The 283-nt window shown below is 55.8% G+C and carries 1 protein-coding gene; it reads left to right on the top strand.

Annotated elements, in window-relative coordinates:
• Positions 1-283, top strand: a 283-nt coding sequence (locus PSI23_RS22325; protein WP_273557083.1) for an inverse autotransporter beta domain-containing protein, incomplete at both ends; no start/stop codon positions are given.

Raw genomic sequence — 283 nt, 5'->3', positions numbered from 1 at the left:
CGCCTTTACCCTCGGCGTCAACTATACCCCTGTCCCGTTGGTGACACTGGGGCTTGACCGCCGGCAAAGTGCTTCCGGCGGCGGGGAAACCCGGTTTAATTTCGGCCTGAACTATGAAATCGGCACGCCGTGGTCAAAACAGGTCGACCCCGATGCGATGGCCTTTAAACGTAGCCTGCAAGGCAGCCGTTATGATTTGGTTGACCGCAATAACCAAATCGTACTGGAGTACCGCAAGAAAAACCTGATCCGCCTGATGATGGAAAACCGCATCAGCGGACGC

The organism is Xenorhabdus yunnanensis (assembly GCF_028598805.1).
GTDB lineage: Bacteria > Pseudomonadota > Gammaproteobacteria > Enterobacterales > Enterobacteriaceae > Xenorhabdus > Xenorhabdus yunnanensis.
Note: the sequence above shows the minus strand (reverse complement) of the source record. Positions and strands in the feature narration are given on the sequence as shown.